Origin of the sequence: Bradyrhizobium sp. SZCCHNS1050 (assembly GCF_032484785.1) — a bacterium.
Classification (GTDB): domain Bacteria; phylum Pseudomonadota; class Alphaproteobacteria; order Rhizobiales; family Xanthobacteraceae; genus Bradyrhizobium.
The window spans coordinates 4996697-5017629 of the sequence record NZ_JAUETR010000001.1 but is presented as its reverse complement, the minus strand read 5'-3'; the positions used below and the strand labels follow the sequence as shown (position 1 = coordinate 5017629).

The window sequence follows — 20933 nt, the reverse complement described above, 5'->3', positions numbered from 1 at the left end:
TGCCTTTACATCGCGAAGTAATAAGCGACGTCACACTTCGCCAACGACGGCCCTACTCCGAAAGAAATTGCGTTCGCGCGATGGCGCAGCTCGGACGAAGCAATGGAATCCAACGAAAAGCTGCAAGCGGACGCGACTGAGATTGCGGCAAGACGCCGCACGCTTCTCTCGTGGAGATGTCGCATCTACGCACGCGAATACCAGCCCCTTCCGATCAAGGCAGTCAAACCGGAAAGGCGCTCGGCTTCTTTAAAGAGATTCTAAACCGGTTACGCGAACCGACAACGGTGGTTCTCGAAATGACAACAAATCAGTTGGCGCAGTTTTCAGGGTCGACGACACGCTCGGACTCGTTCCCATCATTACGCCGCATTGCGTGACGCTATTATTCGCCAGTTAGTGTGGTCTATCTGACGTTGGCTTCAGTATTCCCTCGAATGCCATCGACGAAGACGTCGCCTGACCACATCAGGATCGTGAATAGTCAGATACGTCCATCTTCTTCGACGCGCGTGACGGAATTTTCTGCAAAGCGGGACGGACGTCAGGACGGGAGTTGAGGGTGAACCGATTGCTTCGCTTGGTCGCCGCTATCATCGGAGAGGCACTATGAACGCTGTCCATCGGTTGGAGCCGGCGGCCGGACCGTTGCAGAATGTTCTTGGGTATCTCACCGAGATGATCCTGCGCGATGCACGTGCGGTCGCGCGCCTGTCTGACCATCGGCTTGCGGGCGGACAATGCTTCGTGTTTCATCAGCACGAGCTGGAGAAGCTGCCCGGCATTACCTACAACACGTTCGACGCTGATGGCCCCGTGTGGCTCTCCATCGAACGCCTGGTCGCCACCGATCCTCCCGCCGTCGAGTACGACCTGGCGATGTGGATTGACGTGTCCGCTGATCCGGACCGTCGCCCGCTGGTTCGGCAACGCGTGACGAGCACGGTGCACGCGGCGGAAAAAGACCGGCTGATCGCGGCCGGTCACGCACGCGCCGAGCACTGCTCGCCGGCGAGCGGCTCGGGGGAGGCCGCCGGGCTCTGGAACGTGCGATTGCATCTTGAGCAACGCCCGGACATCGTCGAGCGTCTGGACCGCTATCTCGCCGGCTCGTGGACCAATTGGGCCGCGGCCGAGCGGCTACGCCGCAAGACCATCGCGGTTCACCAGCGATTGCGCGAGATGGCTCGCGTGGCGGGAGCCGGAGGCAACGATGGCAGCTGCGAAATCGTGTGGGGCATTGGCGTGTCACGCTGGCGGCAACAAGGCCGCGAGTTGGATCTTCCGCTGCTCGAACGCCTGGTCGAGATCGAGGTCCTCGATGGCTCCGACACCGAAATCAGAATCCGGCCCCGCATGGTCGGCGCGACGGTCAATCTCAAGGCGTTCGAACCGCTGACATCAGCGGCCGGATTGGCGGGGCAAACGGCCGAGCAGTTGCTCGAGACGATCGAGCGCGGCAACGAGCTTTCGCCATTCCAGCCCGCCAGCTTCGAGCCGGTTCTCAGCGCCATCGGCTCACAGCTCGACCCGCATGGGATCTACTGTCCCACCATGCCCGACTCGGCGTTGCTGCTTCCCGAGGAGGACGAGCAACTGGTCGTCTCCGATCGCTGGGTGATCTTTGCGCGGCCGCGCTCGGACGCACTGCTGTTGCGCGACATCGAGCGGCTGAAGCGAGCGATCGAATACGCGCCCGGCGACGCTTGCTGCCTGGCGGCACTGTCTCGCCTCCTGCTTGGCGCGCCGGACCACGAAGCCCATGACGGCGCGCGCCGTCGTCTATCCGGCGTGATCGGTGACCCGATCGACGTCGGGCCGGATGCGCAGATCGCGGCGGATCACGGCGACCTGTTCTTTCCGCTGCCGACGAACTCCGACCAGATGGAGGTCGTGCGACAGCTCCGGCGATCGGACGGACTTGTCGTGCAAGGCGCGCGCGGGTCCGAGCGCACGTCCACCCTCGTCAACCTGGTTTGCCATCACCTCGCAATGGGCCTGCGCGTTCTCGTCGTCTCGCGCAACGAGGCTGCACTCGGACTGTTGTCCGAGAAGCTGCCGCGCGCCGTCCGTGATCTGACCGTCGATCTGACCGGCTCCGACAAGGACGTCTTGAAGCATGCGGAGACAGTCGTCAGCCGGCTGCTGTCGATCCTCAAGACCACGAACCCGCGCGCGCAGGCGGAACAGGTCAATCGGCTGGAGCGCGACATCATCGCGACCAGCGTCGAGATATCGCGTCTCGATGACGCGTTCGCAGACATCGCCAGCCGCAGCATGCTGCGGTCATCCGGTGTCCCCGACCTGCCGTTCGACGCGTTGACCACGCTGATCGCCGACCGCGACGCCTATGCCTGGTTCACCGACCAGCCGTCACGATTCGTGAGTGAGAGCGACCTTCTGGTTGCGGCAGTCGAGCAGGCCCGTGAGGCGCGAGTTCGGCTGGGTGCCGATCTCGCATATGTCGACGACGCGCTCCCGGAAATCGCGGCCCTGCCGGACGCCGTGACCGTGAGACGTTTGCACGAGGACCTGCAGCCGGCGCGGATCGATGGCGAAAGCCATGACGGCCGGCTTGCCTGCCAGATCATCGCGGAGCTCGGGCCGGACGGAGCGGACTTGCTCGCCGGCGACCTCGACGCGCTCGCGGCGGCCCACCGGGTCATTGCCGACGAGCCCTGGCTCGCAGCGCTGTCGCCGGTCGGCCGCAAGGCCGATGCAATGTCGGTTGACGGTGGCATCCTCGTCGATTTTGCCCGCGATGCGTCGTCCCTGCTGTCGCAACGTGCCGGCTTCCTGGTTCGGCCGGTGGAAACGCCGGCGGACGCCTTCGCCAGCCAGGAACTGCTCACGATTGTCGAACGGCTGTCGGCCGGAGCAAGGCCGTTCGCGACATTCTCCCTGTCCGGCCGTGCGTTGAAGCAGACCGTGGAGGCGATCAGGGTGGCTGGCTTCGCGCCGAAAGGCGCGGCCGACTGGGGCCATGTTCGCGACTATCTGACCTGGCGTCGGCACCTGCATTCGCTCGACGCCAGATGGCGATCGCTAGCGGCCGAAATCGGTGCGCCTGCGCCCGAGCCGGACTCCTCTCACACGTTCCACGGTCACGAGCGCGTCGTCAAAAGCGTCGAGGCCGCGATCGTGCTGGCGGCGCTGGCGAAGCGCAATGTTCTCTCCGCCGCACCGAAGCTGTCGATGCCGGACGACGCGATCGCCGGATTGCTCGGTGACGGCCGACGACTTTCTGCGCTCGCAGCCGCAGTGAGGAGCATGGCTCTCCGCATCGGCAAGCAGCGGCTGGAGCTCACCCGGCTGAACGAGCTGTTTGGCGGCAGCGGCAAGATCGCAACGCAGGCTCATGCCGACGTGCTCTCGCAGATCGGCCGCGACGGTGTCGACCCGCGCGACATCGAGACACGCTGGAGCACCCTTCGCACCCGGCTGCAGTCGCTGCACGACCGGCGCCAAGATTTCGAACTGCTCGACGAGGTCTGCCGAGCGATCACCGAGGCCGGAGCGGACGCCTTCGCCCGGCGGATCAGGACCGAGCCGGCACATCCGCAGACCGGGGATCCGGTGCTCGTTGCAGATTGGATGATGGCCTGGAATTGGGCGGTGCTGATGCGGCAGACCGAAGGCATCGGTCAGCATCAGCGTTTGCAGGGCCTGTCCGACCAGCGCGCGGCGCTGGAGACGCGACTGCGCGAGCTGTTCGGTCAGGTCGTCGTGGCACGGATGCATCTCGGCCTGGCACAGAACACCGGCAGCGCCATGAGGCAGGCGCTCACCGTGTTCATGACTACGCTGAGAAAGATGGCAGCGACCTGTTCCGGCCCCACCGCATGCCGGTTGCGTCAGGCTGCACGCGAGGCACTCGAGAGCTGCTACGAAGGCATCCCATGCCAGCTCGTGCCGGCATGGCGCGTGGCCGAGCAGCTACCGGCCCGGCTCGGCGCATTTGATCTCGTCGTCATCGACGATGCCTCGCAATCCGATCTGCGCGAACTCACTGCGATGCTCCGGGCCCGCAAGGTCGTCGTCATCGATGACGATCGGCAGACCGGCGAGCGCGTCGCGCAAGGTGAGCACGACATCGAAACCATCGCACGCAGCATCCTGCGCAGCGGTCCGGCTGCCATGCGCCGGTTCCTGCTGCCGGGCGCAGCGCTCTGCGATTTCGTCAAGATGCTGTTTCCCGACCGGATGATCAGACTTCGGGAGCACGCTCGCCGGGTCGATCCGGTCGCGCTTGCAGCCGTCGGCTCACCGCAGCCATCGGCACCGCCGGCGACCAGCCCGCATCCGGCTCCCGCGCGGCTCGCTGGCGCTGCGGAGGATCACCCGGCATCCGCGCGATCCGTAACGCGCCGCGCCTATTCGCTGGAAGACGAGATCGCCACGGTGGCCGAAAGCCTGTCGCTGGCGCGGCTCTCGGAGCAACGCGCTGAGCCGGCCATCTCGATCGAGAGTCCGGTGCCGGATTGGCTGGGCAACCGCGCCGGCGCCGGCATCGGGGCGCGTCCAACGCGGCGCCGCGAGCATGAGGTCGCGACCGATGAAACGCGTACCGCCTCGTCGTCTGATACGCCCGCCTCTGCGCCGCCGGCGTCCGTCGCGCCCGCAGCGCCGGTCGACATCGCGGAGAATGAGCCGCCCGTGGCCGATCGTTCTGCGCAGGCTGCAAAGTCGCCGGCGGACGATGCCGCCGTCGCACGAGTGGCCGTGCTCGCCCACGAGGTGGAAACGTCCGAGACGATGACACCCGGTCAAGCCGCGTCGGAGCCCGCCGCTGTCCGTATCGATCATCGCGCGCTGTCGCCGGGTCGGCGTCCGCGGCCTGATCATGGAGCGAGGCGTCCACACCGCTCGCTCCGCCGGCACATGATGGCCGCTGCCGCCGGCTTGGCGGTCGCGGTGGTTGGCGCATCGATCTACTGGCAGCCGGCGGCGAGCCGGATCACGACGTCCTTGCAAACCGTTTTGAACCGACTCCCGGTGTCCTGGAATGCCGCCTCGCCGGCCGCCGCCGAGCCGCGCAACGTCATCGCGGATCGGATAACGCCTGACGCCAGGGGCGGTGCTGGCGGCGATGCGATCACCACGGGGAGCGCGACCGAGACGATGGTGTCACATGCCGTGCTGTACCAGGAGGATCCGCAGGATCCGCACGGCAAGCGCTATCTCGGGAAAGTCACCTGGCATGTCGAGCCTGCGGCAGGAGCGGTGCCAGCCTCGATCAAAGGCGATGTCGAGATCGACAAGAGGATGACGGCGACGTTGTCGCTGCGTCCAAACAAGGAAGCCGAAATGCCGGCGAGCCACATCATGGAGATCAAGTTCAACTGGCCGGACGACCCGTCTCACGCCGGGGTGGAGACCTTGAAGGGCGTCAGCATGAAGCCCAAGGAAGCGGGTCGCGGGACCCCGTTGACCACCATGACCGCCAAGGTGACGCCGGAGTTCTTCATGATCGCGCTGTCGGCGGGGGATGTCGACATGAAGCGGAACGTGTTGCTGCTCAAGGGCAAGGACTGGATCGACATCCCGATCGTCTACAATGGCGGCAGCCGGGCGGTGCTGGCGATCGAGAAGGGAGCGGACGGTGAGCGCGCGTTCAAGGATGCGTTTGCCGCCTGGGGACAATGATCCGGCGGCAAGGCCGACGCACGGAAGGCGCCGTCCTATGATCGGCATCGACATCCTCGCGCCATCGCAGGCTCCGGTCACCGATCGGGACGAGCGACCGCTGACCGCCGTGACCTATCCGGTGCCTTGCGAGCAGTGCGGCCGGATCGTGCGGGTGGCGATGAACACGCTGCGCCCACCCGGCTTCCACCGCCTCGACGAGCAGGTCGCCTGCCCCGAGATCCAGGAGCGCCGCAGCAGGGGCGACGGCGGACTGCTGTTGATGATGTGCGGCCCCTTGAAGCAATCGCTCGCCGCACGATGCGATGCGGCCGAGGTCGAGGCCACCGCTCCCGGTGGCGGACAGCCGGGACGGGTCGTCTGCAGCATTCCCGGCGTCTCGATCGCTCAATACGCCCCGAACGAGGCGCGCAGCCGCGCGGAGATCTGGCAGGCGCACGGCTACGACAAGCTGGCCACGAGGCTGCGCGCGGCCGCGGCAAGGGCGGAGCGCAGGCCGCTGGTCTGGACCCGCGCTGCGGCTGCCAGCCTCGGCGCATTGTTGCTCGCTGCCGCCGCCAGCTGGTTCATGCTGGCGCGGGAGCCGGCCGCTCCCCCGCCAACACAGCCGCAAGCCGCCGAGGCCTCCGTGACCGCGTCGAGCCGCGCAAGCGTCGAGAGTTCGGGGCGCGTCGTCACGGCAGAGGCCATGTCAGCCGCGACCGCCCCGGCGCCGATGCCGGACGCGCCCTCGGACACTGCAACGCTCTCGCGTTCCGCTGAAACCGCGCCGCTCGAGGCGCCCGCCCTGCTCGCATCGGCAAGCGCTGCGACCGCTCCCGAGACTGCGCCGGCAGCAGAGTCGACTGCGACCCCAGGGCCGGCGGAGGCAGCCGCGATTCGCCTGCCTGACATGGTGATGATTCCAGGAGGGGCATTCGCGATGGGCGGCGTCGAGAGCTCCGAGCTTCCGGTCCACCGCGTCACGATCAAGCCGTTCGCGCTCGGCAAATACCCGGTCACGATTGGCGAGTGGAAGGCGTGCGTGGCTGACGGGGCATGCGCCGACGTGATGAGCGGCCCGGACGACAACCCCGTGACGAATGTCGGCTACGACGACGTCAGGGGCTATCTGGCTTGGCTCTCGCGGGCCGTCGGCAAGCCGTTCCGGCTCCCGACCGAGGCCGAATGGGAATATGCAGCGCGCGGCGGCGCAACGACGGCGTTCTGGTGGGGCGACCGGATGCGCTCCGGCATGGCCAATTGCAACGGATGCAACGAGCCCGGCGCGCCCGCGCAGCTCATGAAGGTCGGAAGCTTTGCGGCCAATCCGTTTGGCCTGTTCGACATGGGCGGGAGCGTCGACCAATGGGTGGCCGACAGCTGGCACAAGAGCTATCAGGGCGCGCCGTCCGATGGCTCGGCATGGATCGACGAGCAGAGCTTCGTCCATGTCATTCGCTCGGGTTCATGGAAGAAGGATGCGAGCTATGCCCGCAGCGGGAGCCGCGACCGCTATGATGGGCGCGTCAGGTATCCGACCCATGGCTTTCGCCTCGCTCTTTCGCTCTGATGCGGCCGCGGTATGCTGAGCCAGGCCAGCGTGCCGTCGACGCCGATGCGGGGCCTGCGCCCGCAAATGTCTCGCGCCACAGCGAACACCAGCGTCGCAGATCCGCAGGACGCCTGGTCTGCCGAGCCTCTTTATTCAAATTCTTATCGGGAATCGTAGGACGAGACCGATCGAAACCTCAAATTTGCCGCGCTACGCCCCATTCATGGACCGGCTACACCGTTCGATATTTGCGATCGATGATCGTCGTTGTTTATGAGTTGGGGATATGTGGAGTGAGAAATCTACGCGTCGCGCGCCGCTACTGGATCTGACGCCCTGGCGACGACGTCGTCTCGCCGCAGTCGCGACGCTCGGGTCCACCGTGTTGGCCTACACGCTGGTGCTGTTGCCGACTCTCGCATGGGCGCAGGCGAAAACGGCGCCGAAGGACGCCTACCTGTATTTCATCACGCCAACCGACGGCGACACCGTGAAGACCGCGTTCTGGTGCCGGTTCGGACTTCGCAACATGGGCGTGACCCATGCCGGTGACGCCTTTGCCAACACCGGCCATCATCACCTCCTGATCGACGCCGATGAGCCGATCAGCCCGGGCGAGCCGATTCCGCAGGACAGAAAGCACCTGCACTACGGCGCGGGCGAGACCGAGGCCCTGATCGAGCTGCCCCCCGGCAAGCATAACCTGCAGCTCGTCCTGGGCGACGGCATGCACTTCAACTTCGATCCACCGCTGGTATCGAAGAAGATCACGATCACCGTGAGCAGTGCTTCGCAGAGGCACGGGCAGAGCGCCACTCACGCCCACCGGCGGACGCGGCATCTTCACGCGCACACCGCGCGTCTGGCGGCGCAACCGTCGGCCGCCGAAGCGCCGCCGTCCGATCCGGCAAAATCGGCGGGAGCCGTCGATTTCATCAAGAGCTTCCTGTCGGGTGCGAAATGAGCCTCCGCCGCTCCCCGATGGAGCCGGCCGGCACATCAGTTCATCGCGACGTGCCGGAGCCTCCAACCGCAGCACTGCATTTGTCCGGCTCGGCTCTATTGATACGACCTCCAGACGCGAGGCTTGCTTCGCCTCGGCGAGCGCCAAGAGCGATCATCAGCATCGGTCCAAGCTCGGAGGCGAGGCGCGGGGAGACCACGCCATTGATCGTCCGGAACAGGTACGACAGGAAATAACCAGCCGCGAATGGAATGAACACCAGAGCCGTAACGGTCCAGCCTGGGATTGCGGCACCACCGACCTTGGCGTCAACGCCCATCCTGCCGAACATGTAGTCCGGCTCAAACTCCCAGAAATCAATAGTTCAGCTTGGAAACTGGCGCTCCCTAAGGAAGCAGGGAAAACCAACAAAATCAAAGAATCAGCACTCCTTTTGGGACGCCATGGCCGCGGTGCCCATGGCCTCGCCCGACAGATGCTGGTCCGGCGAGTTGGGCTCATTCCCCGTCATGCGATCGCGCGCACCGCATTCGCGATCATCTCCGCCACCGATCCATCGTGGGCGAAGCCGAGGGCCAGCTCGGCGGTGGCATCCAACTCGGGATAGCGGCCGAAGACGTCCTCTATGCCTTGATCGGGATCGAACGTCACGCGCGCGGCGCGCTCCGCGCCGAGCAGCTGCGCCAGGCCGTCCACCACCTCGGCGATCGAGAGACGAAGCGCCGGAAGCTGCAGGGTTCCGCAGACATCGAGCTTCCCGGCGAGGAGGAGATTGTCGACGGCGGCCTTCGCGGACAACCACCAGGCCGTCGCGCCCGGCGACACCGGACAGACATAGCGCTCGCCCGCGGACAGCGCATGCAGCAGCTCGCTCATGAACGCCGATCCGAAGCCGCTCACGGGCCTGGGCCGCGCCACGATGCCGGGCAGCCGCAGTGCGATACCCAACAGATCTCCGCGTCGCGTGTGATCGGCGAGCGCGATCTCCACCATCCGCTTGTGCGCGCCATAGGTGATCGCCGGCCGCGCCTCCGTCGTCGCGCTGACCCGCGCCTCCGCAAGCGCGCCGTAGACGGCGATGCTGCTGGCATAGACCAAGCGCGGCCGATGTCGGCTCTCCGCCAGCAGCTGGAAGAGATCCAGCGACGCATCGAGATTGACGCGGCGGCCGAGCGCGGGCGCGGCCTCGGCGCGGCCGCCGGGAATGCTGGCGAGGTGGAACACGAGGTGGAACGGCGCGGCGCCGAGTTGCTCGAGCACGGCGGGATCGTCGAGGCCGCCTCGGATCCAGGACAGACGCGCACCGGACAATCCCGCTGGCGCCTCGGCGAGATCGAGTGCGGTGATTTCAGCACCGTCCATGTCGATCAGCAACCGATGCAGCAGCGCACGGCCGATGAAGCCCGCGGCCCCCGTGACAAGAATACGCATGGTTCAATCCGGCCGGTCGGCGCCCGCCGCACGAACCACGCGCTGCGCGACACGCCCGAACGGACCCGGCCGGCCATCGGCGAAGCAGGCCTGCATGGTCACCTCCTCACCGAAGCGCAGGAACGAGGTCCGCGCCGCGCCGTGCTCGATCATCTCGATCGCCCGGACCTCGGCAAGGCAGCTCGATCCGGCGGCGCGATCGGCGTTCGAGACCGTGCCCGAGCCGATGATCGTGCCGGCCGTCAACCGCCGCGTCCGCGCCGCATGGGCGATCAGCTGCGGGAACGAGAACGCCATCTCGCGGCCCGAGGCTGCGCCGATCCGCTCGCCATTGCGCCGGACATGCAGGGCCATGTCGAGCCGGCCATCGCGCCAGGCATCGCCGACCTCGTCCGGCGTCACCGCAAACGGCGCGAAGCTGGTCGAGGGCTTCGCCTGCAGGAAGCCGAAGCCGGTGCGAACCTCGCGCGCGCCGACCGCGCGCAGGCTCCAGTCGTTGATCTGCACCAGCAGCCGGATTCGTTGCGCAGCCTCTTCGGTAGAAGCAGCCATCGGCACGTCGTCGACGATGACGCCGAACTCGCCCTCGAAGTCGATGCCATCAGCTTCTGTCACGAAGGGAACATCGTCCTGCGGCCCGAGGAAGTCGTCGCTGGCGCCCTGGTACATCACCGGGACGGTGTCGAAGTCGGGGATCGGCGGCTTGTTGAAGGCGACATCCATCAGCCGTCCGTGATTCAGGAAGGCCGAGCCATCCAGCCATTGCGGCGCGCGCGGCAGCGGTGCGAGGCATCGCGCGGGATCGAACGCCGTTACATCGGCAGCCGATCCATCCTCGAGACTTTCAGCGAGCTGGCGCAACGCCGGCTCGACCTGCTGCCAATTCCGCAGCGCCGTCAGCAGATCCGGTGCGATGGCGCTGGCATTGCACGCGCGCGCCTGATCCCCGGAGACGATGACCAGGCCGCCGTCGGGGCTGCCGTTCCGATAGGTCGCGAGTCTCATCAGCTGGCCTTGGTCGGGTTGGCTTCGGGACCGAACTTGCCGTCGACCAGGATGAACAGCATCCGGCACGGCTTGTCGCTGCGGTTGGCCCAGGCGTGGTTGGTGCCGCGCTGGATCACCACGTCGCCGACCTTGAGGTCAGCGGTGCCCTTGTCGAGCACCAGCGTGATCTCACCGGAGATGACGATGCCATAGTCGATCGTCTCGGTGCGGTGCATCAGCGGATGTGGCGATTCCGTCGTCACGGTCGAGGCGTGGGGGTCGCCGATCTGGCTGAACGCGGCATTCATGCGCGCCGCGCCGTTGCGGAGAAAGTCCTCGGTATCCGGCGGAATGTCGACGAAGCGGATGCGGCTGCCATGCGTTGGCGGCGGCAGCCGCAGCGGCCCGATCGTCGGATCGGGACCGTTGTCGATCAGCGCCGGCGTTGCCTGCGTGCTCCAGACCTCGTGGAAGAAGGTGCCGGGGATCGCCGCCAGCTCGGTGACGGTTGGCAAGGCGCCGTCGGACGAGATCACGGCGGCGCCCTGCGCGTCATGGCCGGTGACGACGCGGCGGATCTGCGGAAGGGTCATGCTGGAGGCCTCCTGGTCAGGCGATTTCGAGAGAGGCGGCGGACGCTGCGCCGCGCGCAGCGAACACGCGCGAGAACATCACGACGGCGACGGATGAGATGATGACGGCGCCGAGCCCGAGCGCAGGATAGCCGAACAGCTGCACCAAGGTACCGCCGAGAATGGGGCCGATCGCAGCGCCGATCATCAGCATCGCCGGCGTGCCGGCCAACGCCCGCGCGGTCGGGTCGAGACGCGACAGCAGCCCGAACGCAAAGGTGTGGGTGAAGATCATCACCGCGGCAAAGATCGCGGTCGGGACCGCATAGGCGACGAAGCCGGAGCCGAAGGTGATCGTCACGGCGATCAGCGCCTGGCAGACCGGGCCCGCCAGCAGCACGTGTCGCGCCGGTAGCCGCCGCTCCATTATGGCGGCGAGCGGCGCCGGCAGCAGGTTGACGAAGCCGAGCGCGATCAGCACGCCCGTCACCGCGTCAGCTTCGAAGCCGCGGTCAGCGCCGATCCGCTCGATGAAGCTGAACAGCATCGCCTGGGTCAGCGCCATGCAGCTGATGCCGGCAATGCCGAACCAGACGGCGCGCGGCAGATGGCTGACCTCCGCGATCAGATCCTCGTCACTGCGCACCACGCCCTTCGGAAATGACAGCGCCGCCGCCAGCGCCGCGACCGCCATCACGCCGGCAAACACGACGAACAAGGCCTGGCCGCCGAAGCTCGCCACGAGATTGGGCGTCATGCCGAGAAACAGAATGGCAAACACACCGAGCGCCATTCCGACGATGGCGAACAGGCGGTGCGGGTTGGCGCTGCGTGCGATGGTGCCGTGAGTGAAGCTCAGCCCGCAGGCCGCTGTTGCGCCGCCCAGCGCGTGCAGCATCGCGAGCAGCGCAAACTCCGACGTTCGGCTCGCGGCCAGGAACACCAGCGCGGCCACGGCGTATCCCGCAGCCGCCGCCAGGCGGGCGTTCATCCGGTTGAAGCGAGGTGCGAAGAACAGGCTGCTGAGCACGGCGCCCAGCAGGAACAGCGTGGCCAGCAGTCCCGCCTGCTGCGGGCTGAACCTGTAGCGCTCGATCAGCGCGCCCACCCAGACCGGCAGCGCGACGAGATCGACCATCCCGGCGCAATGCGCGACCATCAGCGCGATGCGTCCGCGCCACGTCTCCGTCGTCACCGTCATTGCTTCCTCCCCGTTGATGATGTTGTTCGTTGATGTTGTTGGCTCAGATCGGCTGCGTCAGCCCGACGATCGACTCGCGCATGATCCTGGCGTGCTCCGCCTTGTCGCCGTTCTCCATTTCGATGCGGCAGAGCTGCGCGGAGTTCTCGATCACCATGCGGCAGCGCTCCCAGCGGCGCGCATGGAAGCGGTCGAACGCCTCCTGCAGGGTCGTCGCGCGAGCCAGCTCCTCGGCCAGCACGATGCCGCTCTCGATGCCGATGCCCGCGCCGGAGGCGAGGTGAGGCGTGGTCGCGGCCACGGTGTCGCCGATCAGGATGACGCGGCCGCGATTCCACGGCGCCGGCACCAGCAGGTTGGCGAGCGGCCGATAGTCGATGGCGGCGTCGGGAGCGAACAAATGCGCCCGCAGTGCCACCAGCACGGGATCGCTGAACGGCGCCAGCAGGTCCGCGACCAGTTGCGGCCAGGACGCGCGCTCGGCCTGGAGCTTTTCCGGCCGCGCCTCCGTCACGAACATATACATGTGGCTCGGCGACACCGGGTTGACGCCCGCCTTGACCGCACCACCCAGCCACATCCGCGGACGCACGATGTCGGCCGGCCGCGGCAGCACGGCGCGCCAGACCACCTGGCCGATGTATTGCGGCGGCTTGACCTCGGGAAACAGCAGCGCCCGCGTCTTCGAATGCACGCCATCGGCAGCCACCACGAGATCATAACGGCCCGTCGTGCCATCGGTGAAGGCGACCTCGACATCGCCGTCGTGCTGCGTGATCCGCGTGTAGGTGCAGCCGACACGCACGTGAACGCCAGCGGCGCGCGTCGCATCGGCGAGGATGCGCCCGAGTTCGGGCCGCATGATTCCGCCGCCGCCGGGCACATCCGATCCTACGGCCTTCGGTGTCGGGATCTCGCCGATCCGATGCCCCGATGGCGCGAACAGGTCGACACCGTCAGCCGTGTAGCCGCGCCGCGCGAATTCCGCGAACACGCCGATCGTCTCGAGCGCGCGCAAGGTCGGTCCGCTGACCGTGATGCCGGCGCCCTCCGGCCGCCAGTTCGGATCGACCTCGACGAGATCGATGTTGATGCCCGCCTTGCGCATCTGGATCGACGCGGCCATACCGGAAAAGCCGCCTCCGATCGTCAGCACCCTGCTCACCACTGCCATGGTGCTTCCCCCTCTGCAGTCCGCCCTTGCGGGCATGTTATGACTTTACGAACAACTCGCCGTCGATGACGACGAGCTCGAGACGGCTCAACCGCTCGCCGCGGCACGGCCCCTGCACGCACAGCCCGGTGTCGGGCATGAACTCGGCGCCGTGCGCGTGACAGACGATACGCGTGCCGTCGGCGTTGAGATACGCATCCCTGCGCCAGGCCATCGGCGCACCGCCGATATGCGGACAGGCGTTGCGCCAGCCATGCAGCTGTCCGTGCCGGCGCACGACGAACAGGCTGTCCTGCCCCTCATCATCGGGATCGAAGCCGCGCGACTGCGCCTCGCCGATCTCATCGGCGCGGCACAGCCGGATCCATCGCGCCTCGGCCTCACGCGTAGTCGCCATTCTCGGGGATTCCGGGGCCGGGGTACCATTTCTTGCGCATCTTCATCAGGAAGGTCTGCGAATTGTCGGCGGATGCCGTCGCCTCGCGCGGCTGCCAGCTCGCATCGTGCTGGTCCATGTCGGCATCCATCTCGATGTGGCAGCCGAACGGGCTATTGAAGTACCAGAACCAGTTCGAGCCCAGGATGTGACGGCCGGGGCCCCAGAACGCCTGATAGCCCTTCTCGACGAAGCGATAGCCGTTGGTGATCATTTCCGAAGGACCACCGAAATGGAACGTGAAGTGCTCCACGCCGTGCATGTGCGGCGGCGCGCCGATCAGGAAATGGGTGTGATGGTCGAGCGAGCCGCCCGGCTGCAGGAACGGCCCGGTGCCGGTGAAGCGGTCGGTGCAGCGGAAGCCGAGCCGGTTGACGTAGAACGCCTCGGCCTTCACCACGTCGGGCACGAAATAGACCACATGCGACAGCGAGCGCGGACGGATCACGCTGCCCTGCGGCGGCACGCCGAGGCTGTTGATCGGCCGGAACACCACGCCGCCCGGCGCATTCGAGATCTCGCTGGCCAGCATGAACGGCCGCCGTGCCGTCAGTTGAAAGCCGATCACGAAGTCGGAATCGTCGGTCGACTCGATCGAGCCATCGGGCAGCCGCCGGACCTCGCGGTCGCGCCGCAGCTCGGCGGTGATCGCCCCCAGCGTCGCCTCGTCGGCGACGCCCATCACCGTCTTGCGCAGACGGCAGCCCGGCACGGGCCCCGGCGGCAGAGCCGGATCATCCTGCCGTGCGATCACCACGGCGGTGCCGTCGATCGCCTCGAAGCGGCCGCCGCGATCGGAGACGTCGACGGGCGTCAGCCCGTAATCGACCAGGAAGCGCGCCGCGCCTCTCACGTCGTCGACACCGAATATCAGGCTCTCCAGACCGACAATTTTCATAACTTTCCTCTCCACCTGCTGCTTCAGGCGATGTGTCCGTTCAATGTCTCTGCGACCCAGTCCGCGATGTAGTGGCCGGCATTGATGCTGTTGTCGAAGCTCGCATGCTGGGCGCCGCCTTCACGCGCGGTGAAGACCTTCAGCTCGCGCTTGGGCGAATTCACCAGTTGCTCATAGGTCCGCTCGGCCCAATGCAGCGGAATCTGCGAGTCCTTTTCGCCATGCGTCACCAGGAACGGCACCTTGATGCGGTCGAGAATGCCGTCGAGGTGAACCTGCTCGGCAATCCGCATGAAGTCGTCCTGATCTCTCGCACCCCACACCCAGCGCACATGCGCCCAGTAATGCGGAACCGGGAAATCACCTTCCTTCTGCAGGCGCCTCTTCTGCACGTCGCGCCAATCGTGATTGGCACCCCAGGCGACGCCGCAGGCAAAGCGCGGCTCGAAAGCCACCGCGCGCGGACAGTAGTAGCCACCGAGCGAGACGCCCTCGAGACCGATCCGCTTCGGGTCGACGTCGCTGCGGGTCTCCAGCCAGTCGACGACCCGGGACGCCCAATGCTCGCTGTCATGGCGCGCGGCGAGCCCCTGCAGCCGGAGCGCCTCGCCCGATCCGGGCTGGTCGATCACGAGCGACGACACGCCCCGTCGGGCGAGCCAGGCGGGCAAGCCGACGCGGTATTTCATCTCCTTGGTCGAATCCAGGCCGTTGACCTGCACCAGCAGCGGCGCCGGCCCGTCGCGCCCTTCCGCGCGGACCATGAGACCGGCAATGTGGGAGCCTTCATAGGGAATCTCGACGCGCTCGCAGTTCTCCCGCGCCAGTGCAATGCCCTTGGCGAACACGTCGAGACATCTGCGGTACAGCGCCAGCCGCCCCGGCGCCTCGTGCGCCTGCAGACGCTCGCAGGTGATCAGATAGCTCGCTGCGCGGCCATATTTCTCGCCGGCCGACAGCAGCCGCCCTTTCGCCTCGTCCTCGGACGCGAGCGCACAGAGTTTGTCTGCCATCCGCGCCCAGGTCTCGCGGAAGGCCTGGGTACCGTTGGCATCGGGCTGCCGGGCCGCCTCCTGCAGCGGCGCGCACATCTCTTCGATCTCGCCGATCCGCGCGCCCATCTCGATCGCGAGATCGACCGAGAGATTCCAGACATAGTTGGTCGGAAAATACTTGAACATGAATGCACTCGCGACGCGCGGCCCGGCCACGCGTCTTCCTCGACGTTCTTCCCGAGGTCTGGCATAGCCCCGTTTGACCATTTCGAAAAATTGATTAACAAGATTGATCGCATTGATCTCTTGAATACCTCGAGCGAGGCCGCCGATGCGCTTCAACAACAAGTTCGACCTCAATCTCCTGGTCGCGCTCGACCATCTGCTGCACCTGCGCAGCGTCAGCGGCGCCGCCGCGCGCATGAACATGACGCAGTCCGCGATGAGCAATGCCTTGCTGCGTCTGCGAACCTATTTCGATGACGAACTGCTGGTGAAGATCGGCCGCAAAATGGAGCTGACGCCGCGAGCGGAGACGCTGAAGGACTCGATCAGGGACCTTCTGGTGCGGGTCGACTGGGCCATCGCCTCGTCTGCCGAGTTCGATCCCGCGCAGTCCGACCGCTGCTTCAAGATCCTGGCGTCGGACTACACGCTGGTGACGCTGATCCCGCGGCTGCTGGCGCGCAGCGAGGCCCTTGCGCCCGGTATCCGCTTCGACTTCCTGCAGCAGGTGCAGCGGCCAGAGCGCGCGCTCGAGCGCGGCGACGTCGACCTGCTGATCATCCCGGAGGAATTCAGCTCCAAGCTGCACCCGTCCGAGGTGATCTTCGAGGACGACTTCTGCGTCATCGCGTGGAGCAAGGGAAAGTATGGCAAGGGCAAGCTGTCACGGCAGGATTTCGCCAAGTCGTCCCACGTCGTGATGCGGCCGGCGATCGCGGCACAATCGCTCGAAACCTATTATCTGGAGCAGCGCAACACGAGCCGCAGCGAGGACGTTTCGGTCTACGCGTTCACCGCCATTCCGCATCTCGTTGCCGGGACGAACCGCCTTGCCACCGTGCACCGGCGGCTCGCCATCGCCGCCCAGCGCAGCCTTCCCATCCGCATCATCGAGCTGCCGATCGCGCTGCCGGCGCTGCGGCAGCGCGTGCAATGGCATCGCTACCGCTCCAACGATGCCGGCCTGCTGTGGCTGCGCACTCTGATCCGCGAGGTCGTCGCCGAGCTGCCCTGACCACCGTCGACCGGCACTGGCGATGGCGAACGGCCGGCGCGAGACGCCGGCCGCCTTCGTTGATGAGCGATCAATCCAGCTTGCGCGAGTCAGCGCTTGATCGGTCCGGCTCCGGGCGGCGGCGCGGGCACCCAGATCGGGAATGCCAGATTGGCCCAGACCGTATCGCCGCGGCTGCCGTTCTCGACGTAGAATGTATGCTGGTAGTTCACGTTGATCTGGAAGGGACCCGCATTATAGGTCAGCGACGGGCCTGCATTGATCGAGCGCAACCGGTTGCCGTCCTGCACCCCGGCGAAATTGAATGCCTTGACGCCGTTGATCTTGTCGTCCTGATACTGATGCGTATAGCCACCGACGACGCCGAGCTTCCAGGCGCCGATATTATAGCCCGCGTTGAAGTCGACCACCAGCGCATCACCGCTGCGGTACTGCTGGGTCAGCTGCGTGAAGGCGTTGACCGAATCGGTATTGGTGCCGTTGAGCAGCAGACGTGGCGAGACGGCGAATTCGAAGCCCTTCGGATCGGCATAGCGATAGGCGAGGACGGGCGAGATGGTGGTGTAGTTCGTGCCGACGTTGAGGGGCTGCCGCGCCGAATAGGTGCCGGTGTTGGGCATGATGTCCAGGCCGACCGTGAAGGTCTGCACGGGCGACAGCGCCCAGCTCAGAATGATCGGCGAGAAGGTCAGATTGGCAAGGCCGTTGGCCTGGAACGATCCGCCGGGATTGGTGCTTTCGAGATGGACGAAGGGCACCACGAGCTGCGAATAGACATGGGCGCCGAAAAAGTCGCCGGGATAACTGGCGAGAAACCGCATCGTCTCCGACACGGCGGAGAGCTTGAAGTCGATCGGCAGCTTTTTGCCCTGCCCGTCATACAGGCCGTTGGCGCTGGTGTAGCTGGTCTGGCTGATCGCAAACAGGCCCGGGATCGGCGGAAGCGACGCAATGAACACGCCGGGCGAGCCCGCCGGATAGTTGGTGGCCGCGTTCTCGGCGGCCCACGCACCCTGGATCATCCCGGCCAACATCAACGCTGCGGAAGCGGACCGCTGCAGTCCTCTTGTCATGAATCCCCCCTTGGTGGCGCGTTTTCTACGAAACGAGCTTGCCCCCGACCGACCTCACGGCGACGCGCCCGCGCCCGACCGATCGCGTCATTGATGAGCGATCCCAGATCATTCGTAAAATTGATCGTTTTGATCCGAGCTATTCACAGTCTCGATGTGCCGGCCTCACGGGCGTCGATTGATGTCGCGCTCCTTGGTTCGAGCAGAGTGAGCAACCACGGGCACGTCACCGACGACATAATCGATCTCACCCACCGTGTTGAAGATTGCCCGTACGAGGCCTGCAGTTCAGGCCTTGGATCAAACACAACCATAGATTGTTGGCGGCAGGCGCATAGGGCTCGAACCTAGGACCCGCTGATTAAGAGGCATATGACTTGCCAGCAACTTCCATGGTCATTCCACCAATGACGATTCCATGACGTCGGGCCACGCTGCTGGATGAGAGGCCGCATGGCGGATTCAAAATCAGTTTGATGATGCAACGATATCAAAGCCATTTTGGCAAATCGTCGAGACGAACTGCCGCAATATCAATCGGTTGTTTGCCTTCTCAATGAACGCGTCGTATCCCGACGCGCGGCGCGATCGGTTCAGCAGGCCGGCTGTTCGCGTTGATGGCGAAAAAACGCTGCGCTTGCAGACCGCTTTTCAAGTGCTGGCTGGATCAGTCTTCTCATCGTCAATCAATACGTGTATTCGCTGACACTCTCGTCTCCTACCCAGGACGTCGGGGCCGCCGGCTTCTGGCCGTTCATTATCGTTCGGTCGCGTTTGATGGCAGCGAGAGCCGCCCAGCAGAGGAATCGGTGAATGGGTTTCGCCACAGCTTTCTTGATGTCTGCGGCCGATTACCAGAGTCGTACGGCAGACATTCGACGCACCGCTCCGACCAGATTGCCATTCAATCTGCAAAAAACCATTCCAAGGAAACCAGAACGGTTGCATTCCTATACCGTCACTGCTAATCATCCGCAGAGGTTGTAGGGCATGTCGAAGAAGCGACTCTCCAATTTTTTTGTGCACGACCGCGCGGGCGAGACGAGGAATTTCTGAACAAAACGTCGGGAGGAGGTGCGCTGGTTGAATGTGTGGCGACTCGCGAACTTCTAGGGTGACTGTCCGGACGAGAGATATCCGTCAGCTATCGGCAGTATCCTGACTACTTTGCGTTCGAGACAGAAGGCAATGTTTGAGATCCCTCAGGCCTATGGCGAAGCTATCGCTGATGCTACTAGCATCGACAGCCTACTCGAGCTGCTTCTAGCCTCCACTGAGCGCTTCGGAGTGACCGGCGTCTTCATCGCTGACCTGCCGAGCCGAATGGAAATCCTCGAGCCTCATATCCAGCTACGTGGCTGGAATGATGCCTGGATCAGATATTATAATGAGAGAAATTATGTCCATATAGACCCGATTGCCCAACTGCTTCGGGAAAGAGCGACGCCGTACGTCTGGAGCGAGGAGTGTGCGGTTCAGCCGCTCACCGCAAAACAACGAAAGCTCATGGACGAAGCAAGGGACGCAGGACTGATTGACGGCTTCACGGTCCCGATCCACGGTCCGCAAATGCGCACAACCTGCGTATCGTTTGCGACGGGCGCCAAGCCGCTGCAGCGAAGCGATCGGCACAATCTTCATTTCATGGCGTTACTCAGTCATCAGCGTGTCGACCAAATGATACACGCCAAAAGACCTGCAACGGCGAAAGAGGAGCGAGCGTGCGTGCTCGCGCCGCGCGAACTGGAATGCCTACATTGGGCGATGCACGGCCTGAAATCCAAGGAAATCGCCTTTGAGGCTCGTCTTTCCAAGCGAACCGTCGATCAATATCTTCGCAACGCGATGTCGAAGCTTCGCGCCGGCAGCCGAACAGAGGCCGTCCGCATCGCGATATTGAATGGTTCGCTAAAGCCGGTATGAAGTAAATACTGTACTAGAACGGCATCGCCAATACTTGTGCAAAATGATCGGTTGGTCTCCCTACCCGAGGAGACCATGATGATATTTGCGTTCTACGAGGATTCAAAACTGGCCACCCCCAGCCTTATGGATGAAATCTACGATCTTAGATATAGGATCTTCGTGGAAGCGCTTGCGTGGTCAAGCCTTGTCAAGCCGGACCGGCGCGATCGGGACCAGTTTGATGGTGATGATGCGCTGCATGTAGTTGATATCCACGACGGACGGGTGATGGCGTACTCGCGGCTTCTTCCGACGACCAGGCCGCATCTCCTGTCGCACGTGTATCCGGAGCTGGTGCGGGGGCGATCATATCCGAAGGCGCCGGACATCTTCGAATGGACCCGTCTTTGCGCCAGGTCCGAGATTGGAGACGGTGACGTTCTAGCCTCGCGTCGACTGATGGTCGCCATAGCAGAGATATGTCAGTACCTCGGCATCACGGGTCTTATCGCGCAATCCAAGCCGGGTTGGGTACGGCGGCTGAACCGGCTTGGATGGAATGCGCAACCACTCGCCGATCCCGTGGTCTTTGATGGGCGACCGACCCTTGCGTTGGAGGCGAGAGTCTCTGACCGTACGGTATCTACATCGCGCAAATGCTTGGGAATCGACACTGACATCTTAGACCAACCATCCCTCCGAGACCTCGCCGCTTCCAAAGCAAAACGTCACATCTGCGCAGGACCGCTGCGCAGGATCGGGGTACTTCACGCGCAACGAAAGATTGTACCCGAGCCGTTGGATCTATGCTCCTTGCAGGTGGACGGCGCCAACCGCACCTACAGCGCGGCGACCCCGGTGACCTAACCAGACCTGT

16 protein-coding genes are annotated in these 20933 nt (G+C 64.9%); 6 read left to right on the top strand and 10 right to left on the bottom strand.

The annotated features are described in order from the left end of the window. The first annotated feature begins 609 nt into the window (after nucleotides 1–609). The 3 genes from QX094_RS22705 (at nucleotide 610) to QX094_RS22695 (ending at nucleotide 8144) form a co-directional block, all read left to right on the top strand. Nucleotides 610–5646, top strand: coding sequence for a helicase (locus tag QX094_RS22705; RefSeq protein ID WP_316186008.1), 5037 nt, complete (start codon nucleotides 610–612; stop codon nucleotides 5644–5646). Between the two features lie 37 nt (nucleotides 5647–5683). Further along, nucleotides 5684–7198, top strand: a complete 1515-nt coding sequence (locus QX094_RS22700) for a formylglycine-generating enzyme family protein (protein ID WP_316170676.1) — start codon at nucleotides 5684–5686, stop codon at nucleotides 7196–7198. 382 nt (nucleotides 7199–7580) lie between these two features. After that, a complete protein-coding gene (locus QX094_RS22695) occupies nucleotides 7581–8144 on the top strand; it encodes a DUF4399 domain-containing protein (protein ID WP_315715802.1) in 564 nt (187 codons plus the stop codon). Nucleotides 8145–8184: 40 nt separating this feature from the next. On the opposite strand, the gene QX094_RS34610 is transcribed toward QX094_RS22695, so the two are convergent. The 9 genes from QX094_RS34610 to QX094_RS22650 form a co-directional block, all read right to left on the bottom strand. Beyond that, nucleotides 8185–8475 (bottom strand): hypothetical protein, encoded by a 291-nt coding sequence (locus QX094_RS34610; RefSeq protein ID WP_409998656.1) that lies wholly within the window; start codon nucleotides 8473–8475, stop codon nucleotides 8185–8187. Nucleotides 8476–8651: 176 nt separating this feature from the next. Beyond that, nucleotides 8652–9575 carry an NAD-dependent epimerase/dehydratase family protein gene (locus QX094_RS22685; protein ID WP_316186007.1) on the bottom strand — a complete coding sequence of 308 codons (924 nt, stop codon included), beginning with the start codon at nucleotides 9573–9575 and terminating at the stop codon, nucleotides 8652–8654. Nucleotides 9576–9578: 3 nt separating this feature from the next. After that, nucleotides 9579–10580: a fumarylacetoacetate hydrolase family protein gene (locus QX094_RS22680; protein WP_316188136.1), complete on the bottom strand. Its 1002-nt coding sequence runs from the start codon at nucleotides 10578–10580 to the stop codon at nucleotides 9579–9581. Next, complete coding sequence (locus QX094_RS22675; RefSeq protein WP_315715576.1) at nucleotides 10580–11155, bottom strand: cupin domain-containing protein; 576 nt, start codon at nucleotides 11153–11155, stop codon at nucleotides 10580–10582. Before QX094_RS22675 ends, QX094_RS22680 begins: the two co-directional genes overlap by 1 nt. 16 nt (nucleotides 11156–11171) lie before the next feature. Continuing rightward, nucleotides 11172–12329, bottom strand: coding sequence for an MFS transporter (locus tag QX094_RS22670; protein ID WP_315715801.1), 1158 nt, complete (start codon nucleotides 12327–12329; stop codon nucleotides 11172–11174). Between the two features lie 49 nt (nucleotides 12330–12378). Next, nucleotides 12379–13509, bottom strand: coding sequence for an FAD-dependent oxidoreductase (locus QX094_RS22665; protein WP_315715575.1), 1131 nt, complete (start codon nucleotides 13507–13509; stop codon nucleotides 12379–12381). Nucleotides 13510–13546: 37 nt separating this feature from the next. Next, the gene (locus QX094_RS22660) at nucleotides 13547–13906 is read right to left on the bottom strand and encodes a Rieske (2Fe-2S) protein (RefSeq protein ID WP_315715574.1); all 360 of its coding nucleotides are present in this window, start codon (nucleotides 13904–13906) and stop codon (nucleotides 13547–13549) included. Next, nucleotides 13890–14843 (bottom strand): VOC family protein, encoded by a 954-nt coding sequence (locus tag QX094_RS22655; RefSeq protein ID WP_316186005.1) that lies wholly within the window; start codon nucleotides 14841–14843, stop codon nucleotides 13890–13892. The genes QX094_RS22660 and QX094_RS22655 overlap by 17 nt, the downstream gene beginning before the upstream one ends. 23 nt (nucleotides 14844–14866) lie before the next feature. Next, a complete protein-coding gene (locus QX094_RS22650) occupies nucleotides 14867–16024 on the bottom strand; it encodes an alpha/beta hydrolase family protein (RefSeq protein ID WP_316186004.1) in 1158 nt (385 codons plus the stop codon). A 145-nt stretch (nucleotides 16025–16169) separates the two neighbouring features. Between QX094_RS22650 and QX094_RS22645 the strand changes: the two genes are divergently transcribed. Further along, nucleotides 16170–17078, top strand: a complete 909-nt coding sequence (locus QX094_RS22645) for a LysR family transcriptional regulator (RefSeq protein WP_315715571.1) — start codon at nucleotides 16170–16172, stop codon at nucleotides 17076–17078. 89 nt (nucleotides 17079–17167) lie between these two features. On the opposite strand, the gene QX094_RS22640 is transcribed toward QX094_RS22645, so the two are convergent. Beyond that, nucleotides 17168–18151, bottom strand: coding sequence for a transporter (locus QX094_RS22640; protein WP_316188135.1), 984 nt, complete (start codon nucleotides 18149–18151; stop codon nucleotides 17168–17170). A 1188-nt stretch (nucleotides 18152–19339) separates the two neighbouring features. On the opposite strand from QX094_RS22640, the gene QX094_RS22635 reads away from it, so the two are divergent. Together QX094_RS22635 and QX094_RS22630 are read left to right on the top strand one after the other, a co-directional pair. After that, entirely contained in the window at nucleotides 19340–20074 is a 735-nt protein-coding gene (locus QX094_RS22635) for a LuxR family transcriptional regulator (protein ID WP_315715569.1), read from the top strand. A 75-nt stretch (nucleotides 20075–20149) separates the two neighbouring features. Continuing rightward, on the top strand, nucleotides 20150–20923 hold the full coding sequence (locus QX094_RS22630; RefSeq protein WP_316186003.1) for an acyl-homoserine-lactone synthase: 774 nt from the start codon (nucleotides 20150–20152) through the stop codon (nucleotides 20921–20923). Nucleotides 20924–20933 lie beyond the last annotated feature (10 nt).